This is a genomic window from Paraburkholderia lebeckiae (assembly GCF_050436325.1).
GTDB lineage: Bacteria > Pseudomonadota > Gammaproteobacteria > Burkholderiales > Burkholderiaceae > Paraburkholderia > Paraburkholderia tuberum.
Map to the genome: position 1 here is coordinate 307,322 of NZ_JBNDLZ010000002.1, position 16,546 is coordinate 323,867.

Consider the following 16,546-nt stretch of genomic DNA (forward strand, 5'->3'; position numbering starts at 1 on the left):
AGATGATCGTCTGCGGCTGCAGTTGGCGCTGCAGGCCAGACTCATCCTGCGCGAAGAGAAGCTACAGTCCGACGACGAGCGCTATCGCGCATACCGTAGTAAGGTGAGATACAGGTTCATCTCCGGCATATTCTGTAGGCGTAGAGCCGCGGCCTCGGAGTCTCGAAAGCGTCGGGCAGGCTCGCGCCGTCCGGTCACTCCAGCGAGAAAATCACGTGAGCGCAGCACCGTCCATGCAAAACGCGCAGGGTTTCAGCGACCTCGCGTCGATCCTGTCCAATCCGATTCTGAATACGGATTCGTACAAGGCATCGCACTATCTGCAATATCCGCCCGACGCGACGGCGATGTTCTCGTACATCGAATCGCGCGGCGGACGTTACGACCGCACGCTGTTCTTCGGCTTGCAGATGCTGCTGAAGGAGTACCTGTGCCGGCCGGTTACCGGCGCGATGATCGACCAGGCGCGGACCTTCTTCAGCGCGCACGGCGAGCCGTTCAACGAGGCGGGCTGGCGCTACGTCGTGCAGCGATACGGCGGCTATCTGCCGGTGCGGATTCGCGCGGCGCCCGAAGGCTCGGTCGTGCCCACGCACAACGTGCTCGTCACCGTCGAGTGCGACGATCCGCAGGTGTTCTGGCTCACGTCGTATCTGGAGACGATGCTGATGCGCGTATGGTATCCGATCACGGTCGCGACGCAAAGCTGGCATCTGCGCCAGACGATCCGCGCGTATCTGCTGAAAAGCAGCGACGATCTCTCGCAGCTACCGTTCAAGCTGCACGATTTCGGCGCGCGCGGCGTGTCGAGCGCGGAGTCGGCGGCGATCGGCGGCGCGGCACATCTCGTCAGCTTCATGGGCTCGGATACGGTGCTCGGCGTGATTGCGGCGAATCACTTCTACCGCGACCGCATGGCCGCGTTCTCGGTGCCGGCGGCAGAGCACAGCACGATCACGTCGTGGGGCCGCGAGCGCGAAGTCGACGCGTATCGCAACATGATCGCCCGCTTCGGCAAGCCGGGCGCGATCGTTTCGGTGGTGTCCGACTCTTACGACCTGTTCGCCGCGCTCAACGCATGGGGCGGCGAGCTGAAGCAGGCCGTGCTCGATTCCGGCGGCATGCTCGTGATTCGCCCGGACTCCGGCGATCCGTGCACGATCGTCCTGCACACGCTGTGCTCGCTGGAGGCTTCGTTCGGGTCGCAGACCAACAGCAAGGGGCGGCGCGTGCTCGACCATGTGCGCGTGATTCAGGGTGACGGCGTGAACCCGGATTCGATCGTCGCGATCCTCGCCGCGATGGACGAGGCCGGCTTCGCCACCGACAACATCGTGTTCGGCATGGGCGGTGCGCTGTTGCAGCAGATCAATCGCGATACGCAGCGCTTCGCGATGAAGTGCTCGGCGATCCGGCTAGGCGACACGTGGCACGATGTGTCGAAGGATCCAGTCACGGATCACGGCAAGCGTTCGATGAAAGGCCGGCTCACCTTGCTGCGCCATCGCCGCACCGGCGAGTACCGGACGGTCACGTTGCCGATCGCGTGGGACGGGAGCACGGTGGAGGGCGAGTGGGGCGAAGCGCTCGAGACGGTGTTCGAGGCGGGCCACTTGCTGGTCGATACGTCGCTGGCCGAGATTCGAGGCCGCGCATATGCGGACGAAGGTTGATCCAGCTTTCTGACGCATCGGCATGGTCACGAGCGGGTGGGTCATCAGCGCCCAGTAGGCTGCATGAACGGCAGACCTGCCGCAATATCCGACAGGACGCTTGCAACACGCCCGCGAACGCGGCCGACGCCACATAGCCGATCTCGATGCGTCCTACCTCTCCTGGCGGGCGGAGGTGGTGCGCTTCAAGGGAGCGGTATCGGAAGGGTAAAAGCCGTCGTCGGCTCGCGCCGGCCCCCTTCACGCCGTTTTCCTATATCGTGTGCGCCATGCCCGCCGCCTACCGCGCGCGGGCTGTTTTTCCGGAGCGCGGCGCGACTCTGCACGTGCATGACGCGCTCCTGCAATACACCATACGACATCAATGAGCCATCCCAACACCGAGCTGATCGAACGTTTCTACACGGCCTTCCGGCAACGCGACGCCGAGACCATGGTCGCCTGTTATGCCGACGACGTCGTCTTCAGCGACCCCGCTTTCGGCGAGCTGGTTGGCGATGAAGCGCGCGACATGTGGCGCATGCTCGTCAAGCATGCGCAAGACTTCACGCTGACCTTCAGCAACATCGAGGCGGACGACCATGCCGGCCGCGCGCAGTGGGTGGCGAGCTACCGTTTCGTCCAGACGGGGCGCGACGTCGTGAACCGGATCGAGGCGAGTTTCGTGTTCCGCGATGGGCTCATCGTCGAGCATCGCGACCGCTTCGATCTGTGGCTGTGGATGCGCCAGGCGATGGGCGTGCGCGGCACGCTGTTCGGCTGGTCGCCGTTCGTGCAGCGGATGCTCAGGCAGCAGGCGCGCCGAGGGCTGCTGCACTATCGCGGGCAGTTGAGGCGCGACTAGGCGCATGCGGGCGGCGCGCGCATCGCGCCTGCGATGATCGAAGCACGCGTGCCCGCACTCCTTGCCGGGCCGCTGCACAGGAAGCGCTATGCGAGTCGTCGATGCAGCCTGGCAAGAATGGCTGAGCAGCAATGTCGCGCGGGGCTGCACGCCGGGCTCGATGATCGACGCGATGGTGCAGGCCGGTTTTGCCGGCGGCGACGCCCGCGTCGCGGTCCACCATGCGTTCGATCGGCGCGCGACCGACCCCGCGGCGCAAGCCACAGTCGCCGATCCAGCCACCCAGCCTTATCGATACGACGCCGCGCCGGTCGCCCGCGGCAACCTGATCCGTGCCGACGACCGCGATGTGCGCGTGCTGCTGCGCTGTGAGCGTCCGCAGCTGGTCGTGTTCGCCGACGTGCTGTCGGTCGCGGAATGCGCCGAGCTGATCGAACGCTCGCGGCATCGGTTGAAACGCTCGACGACGGTCAATCCGCTCACCGGCCACGAAGACGTGATCCGCAACCGCACCAGCGAAGGCGTCTGGTATCGGCGCGGTGAGGATGCGTTGATCGCGCGGATCGAACGGCGCATCGAGAGCCTGACGAACTGGCCGCTCGAAAATGGCGAAGGCCTGCAGGTGCTCCATTACGACAGGAGCGGCGAATACAGCCCTCATTTCGACTTCTTCACACCCGATCATCCGGGAAGCGCGGTGCATACCGCGCAGGGCGGCCAACGCGTCGCGACCCTGATCATGTATTTGAACGACGTCGCCGACGGCGGCGAGACGGTGTTTCCGTCAGCGAGCCTGTCGGTCGCGGCGCGCGCGGGCGGCGCGGTGTATTTCCGCTACATGAACGGCCAACGCCAGCTCGATCCGTCGACTCTGCACGGCGGCGCGCCGGTGCTTGCCGGCGATAAGTGGATCATGACGAAGTGGATGCGCGAGCGCGCGTACGGCTGAGGCGGGCTCTGGCAAATTTGATTCCGATCCGCTTCGTCCCGGTCCGCAAAGCCAACGAGGTTGATGTTCACCCCAGGCAAGATAGGCAGAAAAATGGACCTTCTGCATGGCGCTTCCCGTAAGGGGCAAGCGCCGCGACGCGGGCCTTGGGCGTGGATTCAGGAGGGAACGGGGCATGAATCGTCCGCGCGTTCAGCGGCACATCGGGAAGGACAATCGTTCTAACGATAGCAAGATCGTGCTGTGCCATGCGCATTTCCGCGTGCAGACGAGGGCACGCCCACAGTAGAAGGTTGTTTAAGGAGAGAAAGCGGACCGGTCGCAAGAAACAGGATGCACGGCACTTCAGACAGGCTCCTTCGGAAATGCGGAATTCACCTTGCAGAACGGAGCTGTCGTCGAGAACGCACGGTGACACCATCCCGAGTCACGGGGTTGGCATTTGGCTTGGCGTACTTTGATGCCCCTTTCTTAGCGTACCCCCTAGATCGAGGGCGTCGTCCGAATGCGATTGATTCCAATCGAAGATCTTTGCCATTCCCGCCATAGCGCGATTGAATGAAGTATTAAAGATTGTTATTTAAAGATTGACCGGAAGGCATCTAAACAAAGTGGTGCACGCGATTACTCTGGATTTTGCCCCGGAGATGGCATCGCCCTGAACCGGTGAAGGCATGTACCAACGACGTCTATCGCCCTCAAATTCCCGGCTGTCACAATTCATAACGATTGAACAATTTGTGCGATTGGCCTGCGCTTTCCTTCGAATTGTCCGGATGTCCGAGCCTACCAACGAAGTTATCGGAGACGTCCTAGAGCGAAATGACGTTGAAAGAATCAGAATTCGTTTGCTGCCTGAGAAGCGGCACATTTATCAACCTTTCCAAAACGAGTTATACCTTGAAAAAACATCTTCTTGCCCTCGCCATTGCAGCTGTTCCTGCCTTCGCGTTTGCTGCCAGCGGCAACACCATCAACTTCCAGGGCGAAGTGACGGATCAGACGTGCGCGGTTGCGATCAATGGCAATGCTGCCAGCCCGACGGTGCTGCTGCCTACCGTCGCAGCGTCACAGTTGGCTGCTGCGGGCGCTACCGCTGAACCGACCAACTTCACGATTGGCGTGACGGGATGTATGGCTCCGACGACGGTGGCTCAGTCGATCAATACGGTGTTCGTGGGCAACCAGGTCACCGCAAGCGGTAATCTGGGGAACACCGGCACCGCGACTAAAGTTGCCCTGCAACTGCTCGATCCGGCAGCACCCGCTGCGCCGTTCAATCTGAGCGGCGTCAACGGTTATGCAGCACCGGGTCTGAATCTGGAAGTTGGCGCATCGGCCGCGTCGCACGACTTCGCTGTTCAGTACATCTCCGAAGAAGGCGGCGCAACGCCAGGTTCGGTTCTGGGCAGCGTGCAGTACGCAGTTAGCTACCAGTAATCACCCCCTTGCCTTCGGGCTTGCATATCTGAGCAAGCCCGAAGGATTTTATATCAGTACATCTAATCAACAGCTTGCGGAAACGGAGAAATCATGGGCTGGGTTCGTGAAAATGTTTACAAGGTAATGCTGGCCGCAACGTGTGCTGCCCAGATTGGCAGCGCCTGCGCCAGTGTCATCATGCCCAGTACCCGTGTCATCTTCGATGGAAACGCCAGAGAGCAGAGTCTGCAGTTTTCCAACCAGGACGATGGACCAAGCGTGATGCAGGTATGGGTTGACTCGGGGAATGCCCAGTCCACCCCCGACACGGCCGACGCGCCGTTTCTGGTTACCCCACCCATATTCCGCATCGAGCCCAAGGCGGGGCAGACAGTACGCCTGGTGTTTACCGGCAAGGATCTGCCGCAAGATCGCGAGTCGGTCTTTTACCTCAATACCCTGCAGATCCCATCGAAAAACGCGGCCTACGCCGACCAGAACCAGATGCTGGTGATGTTGCGCAACCGGCTCAAGCTTTTCTATCGTCCGACCGGAATTGAAGGCAGCGCACAAAAAGCGCAGCAGCTGCTCACATTTCGTATTGGCAAAGAAGGCAAGAGTGAGCACGTCACCGCCAACAATCCGTCGGGTTACCACATTTCACTTCTTGACGGCAGTTTGACCTGCGGCACGCATACCGCAACTCTCGCGGCTGACATGGTTGCGCCTCGTTCCGAGGCTGGATGGAGCATTAAGGGCGAATGTCCGCTTGAAGGGGCAACCCCTAGTCTGAAAATCAAACACGTCGACGACTACGGTGCGGTTCACGAATCGGAATATCCAGTAATCGTAGAACAAGGGATCAAGTGAGATGTTGCGTCAGCCTCGAAAAGCAGTGTATTCCGTCAACAGTCGGGGTGCTTCCACCGACGTACGGTCAATCAGACCTTCCCAGGTTTCGATAGTCGTAGCGGCCCTCGGTTTTGCGATCCCCGCATGCCGGGCGCTGGCCGCGCCAATTCCGACAGTTGTCGAGGCTTCTGCTAGTGCAGCACCTGCCTATACGTTCGACAGCGATCTACTGATGGGTTCATCACTCGGTGTCGCCGATATCGAACGCTTTAATAAAACCAGCAGCGTTGACCCCGGAAATTATCGGGTCGATATCTACGTGAATGATGTCTTTATTTCCCGTCGGCCGGTCGAGTTCCGCAGCGCAGATAGCGGCGAGGTTTATCCGTGTCTGAGCGACGAATTTCTGATGTCGACCGGGATACTGGTAGAGAGCGCCACATCCAGCGAAGTGTCCGGCGCGTCTTCCGGATCAATGGACAGTGTCCCGGATGAGGCTATGCCAACCGTGCATACGCCACCCGCAGAGGCGTTGACTGCGCTGTGCGGTCCGCTTGCGAAGCGCGTGCCGGGCGCATCCACTGCCTTCGACCTGCCGCGCCTGCGTCTGAACATCAGCGTTCCTCACGCGCAGATGAAGCATGTGCCGCGCGGTGCAGTCGACCTGGCCAACCTCGAGGCAGGCCAGACCATGGCCTATCTCAACTATGACACGAACTACTACACGTCATCGGCGTTTGGTTACAAGACAAACTCGCTTTATGCGGGTATCAACGCCGGTCTGAATATCGGGCTATGGCGATTTCACCAGCAATCCGCCTATACGTTTAACAACAGCCCCGCGGGTAGCGCCGGGCAGTGGAACAACATTCGCACGTACGCCGAGCGACCGTTGCCGGGCTGGAACAGCCACCTCACTGTCGGGCAAAACTTCACGGGTGGCAACCTGCTCAGTAGTGTGGGTTATACAGGGCTGCATATCGAGACTGATGAGCGCATGCTGCCGGACTCCATGCGCGGTTACGCGCCGGTCGTGAATGGTGTTGCCAACACCAACGCACGGGTCGAGGTAAGTCAGAACGGCAACGTCATTTACCAGACCACAGTTGCGCCGGGTCCGTTTTCGATCAACGATCTGAATCCCACGAGCTATCAGGGTGACCTGACCGTGCGCGTGTTTGAAGCGAACGGGCAGGTGTCCACGTTCACGGTGCCGTTTTCAGCAGTGCCGAACTCACTGCGACCCGGCGCGTCACACTACAGTTTCACGCTGGGTCAGGTGCGCCAGGTGGAAAGCTCGAACGCAAAGTTCGCCGACTTTACATATGAGCGCGGTCTGACCAATATGATCACCGCCAACGGCGGCGCACGTCTTTCCACGGATTACCAGTCCGTACTGGCTGGTGTGGTATTTGGAACGTCATTTGGCGCGTTCGGCCTGAACGCTGCGTGGTCCAACGCACTCGATGCGCAGGGTAACCGCGTGAACGGATGGCGGAGTTCCATCAACTACAGCCATACCCTCCAGCAGACCATGACTACGTTCTCGCTGGCCGGCTATCGCTATTCGACCAAAGGATATCGGGACTTTCTGGATGCACTGAGCGCACGGGCGGCTTATAAGAGCGGCGAGACCTGGTCTTCAGGCACGTATCAGCAGCGCGATCAGTTTACGGTTAACGTCAACCAGAGCCTCAACCAGTACGGCTCCCTTTCTCTGTCAGCTGCGATAAGTAGCTACTATGGCTCGAGGCCGCGCGATACGCAGCTCCAGCTCAGCTATAACAATCACTACAAGTCGATCAACTATAACCTGTCGTTCATTCGCCAGCAGACCGCCATGCTCTACAGCACGGGCTTGCCGAACCTGGTGTCCGGCAGTGGCCAGTCGGGATCAAGCGGCCAGTCGTCCAATACGTTCATGGCGACGGTTTCGATCCCGCTCGGCTACGGCCCGCGCTCCGCAAGTCTCTCCGGCAGCGTTGCAACCGGTACTGGCCAAGGCACCTCGTTCCAGACGTCGGTAAGCGGTATCGCCGATACGGCGCAGACACTCAGCTATGGCCTGACGGCATCGGCCGAGACGCAAAACGGCGCGAAGAGCGTCAGCGGCAACGTGCAGAAGAACCTGTCGATGGTCACGATGGGCGCGAACTATTCGCAGGGTAATGGCTTCTGGCAGGCTGGTGCCAACGCACGCGGCGCAGCAGTCGCGCATGGTGGTGGAGTCACATTCGGCCCGTACCTGAGCGATACGTTCGGCCTCGTTGAAGCCAAGGGTGCAGAGGGTGCCACTGTGCGCAACGGGTCGGGTGCGCGCGTGGACAGTTTCGGGTACGCAATCGTTCCGTCGCTGACACCGTACCGCTACAACGATGTGGCGCTTGATACCAAGGGGATCAACCAGAACGCTGAATTGACAGGTAACCAGATTCGGATTGCACCGTATGCCGGATCTGCTGTGCTGCTCAAATTCTCCACACTGACCGGTCACGCGTTGTTGATCGGAGCGACTCGGCCGGAAGGCGAGCCGCTGCCTCTGGGCGCGGATGTGCTGGACAGCACCGGCGCTGCGATCGGTATGGTGGGTCAGGGTGGACAGGTCTACGCTCGGGTGCCGGCGGATCGCGGCACGTTGACCGTGAAGTGGGGAGAGCATCGCGAAGATCAATGCGCTATCGCGTACGACACCACCGGGCAGGATTCCGCACCCATCATTCGGATGAGCGCAAGGTGCACGCCCCTTGAATCGGCTGAAATTCAGGCCGCAGCCAGGTAATGTTGTGCGCCGGCAAGGCTGACGCACCCGTCGATTCGGGCTCACGGCGGAATCGACGACTATTAGGAGTTTTTATTCATGAAGCGTTTTTTAAACTTCGTCCGGCATTCGCCACGGGTGAGCCGAAACGGCCTGCTGGCAACGCTGGTTGTCATGTCGAGCATCGTCGTGCCCACGCACGCCTCGGCCCAGTCCACCTCGAGGGGGTGCTGGAAGATCACGAGTCTTACCACCAATAAGAATTCGAATCTCTACACGGACCCGGGTACCGTTGCCAGTAGCTGGACGGGGTCAACCGATGGGGGGGGGAAAGGCGCCTATCCAATGACCATTCAGATCAACACCCCTCCCTTTGTGCCAGACGGCACGCTGCTCGCAAGCGGCGTGGCGCCCATGGTCAACCTCGGTGATAAAGGCGTTGGGGGCTACAGTCCCGAGCAGGTTCTGTTCCGCTGCTCCCCTGATTCGGCCGGCACCATGTTTGAATACTATTCGACGAACGGCGATAATGCATATGCTGGCTATACCAATGTCAGTGCCCAGTCAGGTATCCCGGAAACGTATGAAACCTATTACACGGGGGTCGTGTCCCGAGTAACGAACATGACAACAGGTGAATACGTGTCGCGGTACTGGAAGGCTACGCCCCTTACTAACCTCGATGTCGACAGTCAGGGCTGGTTTCTCGTCAAGGCAAAGAACTTCAGTCAGTACAAGATGGAGTTTTTCCAGTGCAGCACCTGCCCGGTCTATGACAATACTAGCACTGGGGCTTGGGCGTATTCCCAGCCCGTCGCCTATTCTGCGTTTGTTGGCGGCGCCAGTGGCACTATCATCAAGGGTAACCTGTCGGTTGGCGCCGACTCCCTCAATCACTACGACGGCTGGTATGGCAATTGGCCCGGCTCGATTAACCCTTATGGCAATGTAACGGTCAGACGATCCGCCACCTGTGCAGTGACCAATGCAACACCGGTGGTGAATTTCCCGTCGATTACGATAGGCGAACTGAATCAGGGTGGTTCCAGGCAGTTGCCCATCACAATCCAGATGCAGTGCCAGACCACTAAGCCTGCGAACCTAGCGGCTTTCGCGAGCGGAACGGCGCCCAACCAGACCGCGCTGGGCATTCTTGCTCCGCCGGCCAATGCACAGACCGCGACCAGCGTGGGCCTGACGACCACGGGAAGCGGCGTAAGCTATCTGCTCTCCGATGGCTACGGAACCGATCCCGGTGCTGCAACCGGCGTGGGTGTGGCATTGTCGAGGCCGGGAGGTGCTGCCTTGAATTTCCTCACCAACGAGTACGTCACCGCTGGCGGTACCAAGGATGGCTGGGATCCGGTTTTGAATGATGCATCTGCAAATGGCCCGGCATCTGGCGGCATGACCTCCTATACGCGCACGATCAATGCGACCTTCAAGGCCTTTGCGCCACGAGCGACGCCGGTGACGGCAGGGAAGTTTAACGCGACGGCTCAGGTTATCGTGCGGGTGCAGTAATCGGTTCTACCGTCACAAACGGTCATTATTAGAGCGCCGGTTGCGGCGCTCTAATGAAGTTTGCGGCCGCAACCGAATAGTAAAGTCGTTAGATCAGCATCCATCTTTGTGAGCCCCTATGAAGATCCACGTGTCAGCGTCCCGCGCGCAGGATGCCGAAAGACCGTCGATTCGCCCGACGTTTGCGGACCGGCGCGGTGCCCCGACCGCGCGTGGACAGGTGGGCAGGTCTCGTACTGGCTGGACACGTCTGGCCGTGCGTGGATCGCGCCAGTTGGTGCGCTTCGCCCTTGCGTGGGGCGCACTGCCCCTGGCTATATGGAGCGCTCAGGCCGCTGCCGGTGTGACGCCCGAGGTGTCGCGGGTGGTGTTCGCGGCGGGTGCCACCGAACAGTCCCTGCAGGTGTTCAATGTCAACAAGTACCCGGTACTCGTTCAGGCATGGGTGGATGACGGTGACATCAATTCGGTGCCACAGGAGTCGAAGGCGCCGATCATCCTGCTGCCGCCTGTTTTTCGCATGGGTCCAGGTGATCAAACGAGTCTGCGCCTCATCAATTCGGGAGCGCCGCTGCCCGCAGATCGCGAGTCCCTGTTCTGGCTCAATCTGTATGAGATTCCAGCAACACCTAGAGACCGGCTACCCGACGCTCAGACGGTGACTGTTACGATGCGCACCCAGGTCAAGGTGTTCGTGCGACCAGAAAAGCTCCCCTATTCCGTGAGCGAGCTCCCCCGGCATCTTGTGTTCTCGCTTGCCCAGGCATCGGACAAACTTGTGCTGAAGGTTGACAACCCGACACCCTATTACGCCACGATCGGTGCCGTGGAGGTCAAGCTGGCGAATGCGTCGCAACAAGCCCAGGCCGATATGGTCGCCCCGTTTTCCAGCGCCACTTTCTCTCTCGAGACGCTGCACGGCAACCCGGGTGAAAATGCAAGCGTGCTATTTTCTCTGATCGGCGATGATGGCAATCCGGTAGCCGATGAACGAAATGTGGCAGTTGGGCCATGACAATTGCATGGATTGCGGGCAGAGAAGAAGGCTAAGGGCGGCGGCCGTGCAAGCCGATCATGGCACACCCGCGATAGTCGGCATTTGGATGCGTGTTCATGCGTCCGTCTTGTAAACATCCGGTCGATGTAGCTCCATATACCGCTCGGGGTTCTCGAGCGACGTGAACCCATGCGGCCCATAGACGCGATGCGCGTCGGTCGTGACCAGCACGACTCTACGCAGACTGGCGAGCGAAGGGCTCGCAAAGATATGTTTCATCAACGCCGACGCATAGCCCTGGCCGCGATACGCGGGCAGCACGAACACGTCGCATAGGTAGGCGAAGGTCGCCTCGTCGGTGACGAGGCGCGCGAACGCCATCTGCTTGCCGTCGACAAACCCGCCGAAGCAGAGCGACCCGGCGACGGCGCGCTCGAAGGTCGCGCGTGGCATGCCGCGCGCCCACGGCGTTTCCTGCGACAGGAATGTGTAGACGAGGTCGAGGTCGAGATCGTCGATGCGGCTGGAAATCGCCAGTTCGCCTGCTTGCACGGCACGTCTCCTTTTGATCGCGCAGCGCTTGCGCGTCCCTTAGCTCTTCGCCGGAGTTTCACCGCCGCGCGAACCCCCACCGATACTCTGCCCAGCATTGCGGGCGAGCCCCATATATCCAAGCACGGACAGCAGCGTCAGCACGCCCGCGAACAGGAACGCGAGGCGGAAATCGTCGAGCGTGAACACATGGCCGGTCGTCTCGCCGTTGAACAGCGCCGCGACGCGCAGCGACACCGCGCCGAATGCGATGCCGAGACCGATCGTCATCTGCGCGGCCGCGCTCCACAGGGTACTCGCCGCGCTCATCTGCGGCTGCGGGATGTCGGCATAGGCGAGCGTCGCGAGCGTCGAGAACTGCATCGAGCGCGCGATGCCGTACACGAACACGACGATTAGCACGAACACGAGCGGCACGTCCGGCGTCAGCAGTCCGCACGCGATGATGAAAATGCCGGCCACCGCCACATCGACGATCGACACCATCCTGAAGCCGTAGCGCTGCAGGATGCGCGTGGTCAGCGCCTTCATGCCGAGATTGCCGAGCGCGCTCGCGAGCAGCAGCAGCCCCGAGCGGAACGCCGACAGCCCGAAACCGACCTGGAACAGCAGCGGCATCAGATAGGGCACCGCGCCAATGCCAATGCGCGTGAACGAGCCGGTGATGACCGTCACGGAAAACGTCGGCACCTTCAGCGTCGACACGTCGACGAGCGGATACGGATGACGCTTCGCATGCTGGAACGCGAGCGCGCCGACCAGCAGACCGCCCGCCACGATCGAGACCGCGAGCCACGGATTGGTGGCCGGCTGGCTCGCGAGTTCCGCGCCGTACAGAATCGCGGTCAGCGCGACGCCGCTCAGCAGCAGGCCGACGACGTCGAGCGGCTTGCGCTCGGTGCCGCGCAGGTTCGGCACGATGGCGAGCGCGACGGCGATCGCCGCGAGGCCGAACGGCACGTTCAACAGGAAGATCCAGCGCCACGACGCGTAGGTCGTGATGAATCCGCCGATCGGCGGGCCGACCACCGGCGCCGCGATGGCCGGCCATGTGATCGTCGAGATCGCCTGCATCATGCGAGCTTTCTCGGTGCTGCGGACCACGATGAGACGGCCGACCGGTACCATCATCGCTCCGCCAATGCCTTGCAGCAGCCGCGCGGCCGTGAACTCGGGCACGTTCTGCGACAGTCCGCACAGCACCGACGCGACCGTGAACACGCCGATCGCGCTGACGAACACGGTGCGCGCGCCGCAGCGGTCGGCGACCCAGCCGCTCGCCGGGATGAAGATCGCGAGCGCGAGCATGTAGGCGGTCATGCCGAGACTCAGGCTGTTCGGGCCGACGCCGAACGAACGCGCCATCTGCGGCAGCGCGGTGGCGATCACCGTGGTGTCGAGGTACTCCATGAAGAAGGTAGCCGCGACGATGTACGGCAGCCAGCCGACGTGCGCGGTGCGGGTGCCGCTCATCGGGTGAGCTCCCGTGCTGCGCGCGTGCGCGCTGAAAGACAATTGACGAGCCCGCGCGGGGCGCGTGGATAGTTTGACTTCATGGTGCTTGCGACTACCTTTCGTTTGCGCTTTTGTGATTCTGCCGGCAGCCGGGAGAGCGAGCCGACGAGAGGAGGCCGGTGCCACGAACTGTCGCGGCGGGCTGGCGGGAACATCGGCTTGACTGATTGTCAGTCCCGCTTGTCATCCCTGATTGCCAGCCTCGATTGCCAGCCCTGAATCCTAACGCAATAAAGGGTTCCATATCGCGCGGGCATGCAGCGCGTCACACCGCCGCGCCGCCGCCCGAGCGTCAGTCCTTCCCCGCGTACTCCTTGTCCAGCCGGTCATACAGCGGCTTGTTGACGAGCCGCTGGCGCTCGCTGAACGGCGCGACGATCGTCGCGTCCTCGTCGAGGCGGCCGTTGCTTTGCAGCGTGCCGAGCGCGCGCTGCATGCCGAGCACCGCGCCCTGCAGCGCCGCATTCGCGTACAGCACGATGCCGTAGCCGAGCTTCGCGAGCGCGTCGCGTGACTGCACCGGCGTCTTGCCGCCGATCACGATGTTGATCAGCTGCGGCACATTGAACAGCCCCGGCAGACGCTCGATGTCGGTGAGCGATTCGGTCGCCTCGATGAACAGGATGTCGGCGCCCGCCTCGATGAAGCGATGACCGCGCTCGATAGCGTCCTCGATGCCGTGGACCGCGGCCGCGTCGGTACGAGCCATGATCTGCAGGTTCGCGTCTTCGCGCGCGTCGACAGCCGCGCGGATCTTGCCGACCATCTCGCTCGCCGCGACGACTTCCTTGCCCGAGAAGTGGCCGCATTTTTTCGGCATCACCTGATCTTCGAACTGGATCATGTCGGCGCCGCTGCGCTCCAGCACGCGCACGGTCTGGCGCACGTTCAGCGCGTTGCCGAAGCCCGTGTCGGCATCGACGATCAGCGGCAGCGCGACCGCGTCGCGGATGCGCGCGGTGTGCTCTGCGACTTCGGCAAGGCCGATGAAGCCCAGGTCGGGTAGACCGAGGGACATGTTGGTGACGCCCGCGCCGGTGATGTAGACCGCTTCGAAACCGGCGTCCTCGATCACGCGCGCGCTCATCGCGTTGAACGCGCCGGGCACGAGCAGGCCCTGACGCTGATTGACCTTGGCGCGGAAGGCGGCGCGGCGGCTGGCGGAAGTGGTGGTCATGATGGGGTCTCCATGAGGGAAATCGGTAGTAGAACGCCGGCGACATTCTGCAGGAAGCGTGCCATTGGCGAGTGTTTCACGGGTCGTTCCGCTGGAACAAGGATTTGCGCGATACCAGGTCGGTCTGGACGTTTGTGGCACAATCGATGAAACGTCTCATGAAACGTTTCGAGGAACGTTTCAATCGAGGAGGGCGGCGTGTCCACGTTCATCCCATTCGTCGCGAATCCGAGCCCCGCCGTCGACGCCGGGCGGCCCGGTGTCGCACTCGTCAGTATCAGCCGACTGCAGTCGCTTTGCGAGACGGTGGCGCCGCGCTACGCGGGCCGGGCGAAGTTCTTCACGGTGCGGGAGGGCTACGGGGCGGCCGTCGCCGCGTTGCAGGCTTACGTGGACGCAGGTTCGGTCGACGTCGTACTGTCCGCCGGCTCGAACGGCGCGTACCTGCGCGAGAACCTCAGCGTGCCGGTGGTAATGGTCAAGGTGAATGGCTTCGACGTGTTGAGCGCGATCACGCGCGCGACGGCCACATGGCCGCGGGCGCGCATCGGGCTCGTGCTGCACGAAGCAATCGCGCAGGAGCTGGCCGACCTGAGCCCGCTCTTGAACGTCGATCTGCGGCAGCGCGCGTATCGGTCGATCGACGAAGTGCGGCTCGCAGTCGATGAACTCGCCGCGCAGGGCTGCCGCGTGGTGGTCGGCGCTGGCATGGCCTGCGATCTGGCGCAGCAGGCCGGCATGGAAAGCGTGTTTCTGTATTCGCTCGCCGCGGTCGAGGAAGCGTTCGAGCGCTCGGTCGAACTGGCGCGCGTGAGCCGCCAGAAGGAATCGAAGCGGGTGCGCCTGAACACGATCGTCGCGCATCTGCGCGACGGCGTCGCCGCGTTCGACGAAGCCGCCCAGCTCGAAGCCGTCAACCCGGCAATGCTCGAACTGCTCGGCCTAGGCGCCGCGCAGGACGTTCCAAACGACGACGAGGACACCCCCGCACGAGTCGCGCGCGCGCTCGCGCCGCTGCTGCGCGAGACGCGCGCCGCCGACCAGCCGGTCGACGAACGCATCGAACAGATCGGCGGCCGCGCACTGATCGTCGGCTGTGTGCCGATCGTCGAGCAGGGCGCGCGCGCCGGTTTCGTCGTGACGGCGCAGGACGCACTCGTCGCGCAGCGGATCGACCGTTCCCTGCGCACCAGCCAGCGGCCGAGGCATCTGGTCGCGCGGCACCGGCTCGACGATCTGATCGGCGCTTCGGCAGCGCTCGAGCGCGTGCGCCGGCTCGCGCGCGCCGGCGCCGCGCACGACGCGACCGTGCTCCTGAGTGGTGAAAGCGGCACCGGCAAGGAACTGGTCGCACAGGGCATTCACAACGCGAGCCGGCGGCGCGGCAATCCGTTCGTCGCGTTCAACTGCGCGGCGGTGCCCGAGGGGCTGATCGAAAGCGAACTGTTCGGACACGAGGAAGGGGCGTTCACGGGCGCGCGGCGCGGCGGCAAGCCGGGGTTGTTTGAAATCGCGCACACCGGCACTATTTTTCTCGATGAGATCGGCGAAATGCCGGCCGCGCTGCAAAGCCGGCTATTGCGCGTGCTGCAGGAGCGCGAGGTGATGAAGCTCGGCGCGGGCCGCGCGACGCCGGTCGACGTGAGGGTGATCGCCGCGACGCACCGCGATCTGCACGCGCTCGTCGAGGAGGGCGCGTTTCGCGCGGACCTGTATTTCAGATTAAATCTGCTTCAGATAAAATTGCCGCCGCTGCGCGAACGCCGTGCCGACATCGCGCCGCTGGCGCGGCATCTGCTAGAGCGCAACGCGGTGCAGTACGGCTTGTCGGCGGCGGGGCTCGAGCGGGTGCTCGTGTTCCTTGCCCCGCTTTTTGCGGATTACGCGTGGCCCGGTAACGTCCGTGAACTGGAAAATCTCCTGGCCCGCGCGGCGATTTATATCGGTGAGCCAACCAACGAGATGTCCGGGAACTTGACTGCCGACGCCTTGCCAGACCAGCAGGCCGTGTTTCCCGAGTTCTTCCGGATCAGGGCGGTCGAGGTCGAGCAGATCACACAGGCGCCTCCAGGCTCTGCGCCCGGCAGTACGGCGCCCCGCGCTACCCCCAGCCGTGAGGCCGCGCTGCGCGCCCTCGAACAATCGGGCGGCAATCGCGCCGCCGCGAGCCGCGCGCTCGGCATCGGCAGAACCACGCTGTGGCGGCTTCTGAAGGGCTGAAACGCCCGGCAAATCGTCCGATAGTTTCGACCGACGAAATTAATAGGGCGGGACTATCGAACT

General features: G+C 62.3%; 12 protein-coding genes. 9 read left to right on the plus strand and 3 right to left on the minus strand.

Going from position 1 to position 16,546, the window contains the following annotated elements:
* Positions 1-233: 233 nt before the first annotated feature.
* The 8 genes from OKW44_RS04425 to OKW44_RS04460 all read left to right on the plus strand — a co-directional run bounded on the left by OKW44_RS04425 (position 234) and on the right by OKW44_RS04460 (position 11,037).
* Complete coding sequence (locus tag OKW44_RS04425; RefSeq protein WP_018425269.1) at positions 234-1,673, plus strand: nicotinate phosphoribosyltransferase; 1,440 nt, start codon at positions 234-236, stop codon at positions 1,671-1,673.
* 364 nt (positions 1,674-2,037) lie between these two features.
* Positions 2,038-2,517 (plus strand): nuclear transport factor 2 family protein, encoded by a 480-nt coding sequence (locus OKW44_RS04430; protein WP_018425268.1) that lies wholly within the window; start codon positions 2,038-2,040, stop codon positions 2,515-2,517.
* Between the two features lie 88 nt (positions 2,518-2,605).
* Positions 2,606-3,466, plus strand: a complete 861-nt coding sequence (locus tag OKW44_RS04435) for a 2OG-Fe(II) oxygenase (RefSeq protein WP_018425267.1) — start codon at positions 2,606-2,608, stop codon at positions 3,464-3,466.
* A 900-nt stretch (positions 3,467-4,366) separates the two neighbouring features.
* Positions 4,367-4,906, plus strand: coding sequence for a fimbrial protein (locus tag OKW44_RS04440; protein WP_018425266.1), 540 nt, complete (start codon positions 4,367-4,369; stop codon positions 4,904-4,906).
* Positions 4,907-4,999: 93 nt separating this feature from the next.
* Positions 5,000-5,758 carry a fimbrial biogenesis chaperone gene (locus OKW44_RS04445; protein WP_018425265.1) on the plus strand — a complete coding sequence of 253 codons (759 nt, stop codon included), beginning with the start codon at positions 5,000-5,002 and terminating at the stop codon, positions 5,756-5,758.
* A 214-nt stretch (positions 5,759-5,972) separates the two neighbouring features.
* Complete coding sequence (locus OKW44_RS04450) at positions 5,973-8,519, plus strand: fimbria/pilus outer membrane usher protein (protein ID WP_239499268.1); 2,547 nt, start codon at positions 5,973-5,975, stop codon at positions 8,517-8,519.
* Positions 8,520-8,597: 78 nt separating this feature from the next.
* Positions 8,598-10,022 (plus strand): fimbrial protein, encoded by a 1,425-nt coding sequence (locus OKW44_RS04455; RefSeq protein WP_051103854.1) that lies wholly within the window; start codon positions 8,598-8,600, stop codon positions 10,020-10,022.
* 118 nt (positions 10,023-10,140) lie between these two features.
* Entirely contained in the window at positions 10,141-11,037 is an 897-nt protein-coding gene (locus OKW44_RS04460) for a fimbrial biogenesis chaperone (RefSeq protein WP_084754444.1), read from the plus strand.
* Positions 11,038-11,133: 96 nt separating this feature from the next.
* Here the strand turns inward: OKW44_RS04460 and OKW44_RS04465 are convergent, their stop codons facing one another.
* From OKW44_RS04465 to OKW44_RS04475, 3 genes are all read right to left on the minus strand, one after another.
* Positions 11,134-11,571 (minus strand): GNAT family N-acetyltransferase, encoded by a 438-nt coding sequence (locus OKW44_RS04465; protein ID WP_018425260.1) that lies wholly within the window; start codon positions 11,569-11,571, stop codon positions 11,134-11,136.
* Positions 11,572-11,610: 39 nt separating this feature from the next.
* Complete coding sequence (locus tag OKW44_RS04470; RefSeq protein WP_018425259.1) at positions 11,611-13,044, minus strand: MFS transporter; 1,434 nt, start codon at positions 13,042-13,044, stop codon at positions 11,611-11,613.
* A 334-nt stretch (positions 13,045-13,378) separates the two neighbouring features.
* The gene (locus OKW44_RS04475; RefSeq protein WP_018425258.1) at positions 13,379-14,263 is read right to left on the minus strand and encodes an isocitrate lyase/PEP mutase family protein; all 885 of its coding nucleotides are present in this window, start codon (positions 14,261-14,263) and stop codon (positions 13,379-13,381) included.
* A 198-nt stretch (positions 14,264-14,461) separates the two neighbouring features.
* Here OKW44_RS04475 and prpR point away from each other — a divergent pair, with 198 nt between their 5' ends.
* Positions 14,462-16,483 (plus strand): propionate catabolism operon regulatory protein PrpR, encoded by a 2,022-nt coding sequence (gene prpR, locus OKW44_RS04480; protein WP_018425257.1) that lies wholly within the window; start codon positions 14,462-14,464, stop codon positions 16,481-16,483.
* The last annotated feature ends 63 nt before the right edge of the window (positions 16,484-16,546 follow it).